This is a genomic window from Vibrio sp. 10N.222.49.C9, assembly GCF_041474985.1.
Lineage (GTDB): Bacteria > Pseudomonadota > Gammaproteobacteria > Enterobacterales > Vibrionaceae > Vibrio > Vibrio crassostreae_C.
This window is the reverse complement of record NZ_JBFRVD010000186.1, coordinates 1-230: the sequence shown is the minus strand read 5'-3', so window position 1 is coordinate 230 and position 230 is coordinate 1. Positions and strand designations below refer to the sequence as shown.

Below are 230 nucleotides of genomic sequence, written 5' to 3'. Positions count from 1 at the left end.
AGGGAGAGTACAGCATCAAACAAGGAACGGTTGCTGCGATTGAATCTGAATGGGGCTCGTCCATCAACAATGATGAATCAATGTCCGTTCAGTTCTTCAACGGTGACATTGCAGGCATTTACTCCAAGTTGGATTATCTGCAGGATTTGGGCGTAACAACCCTGTATCTCAACCCTGTATTTAGCTCTCTTAGTAACCATAAATACGATACGACAGACTATTTTAATCTG

General features: G+C 42.6%; 1 protein-coding gene. It reads left to right on the top strand.

The window, feature by feature from the left end; translation table 11 throughout:
- Positions 1-230: alpha-amylase family glycosyl hydrolase (locus AB4585_RS22670; protein WP_372171062.1), on the top strand; the 230-nt coding region annotated here is incomplete at both ends.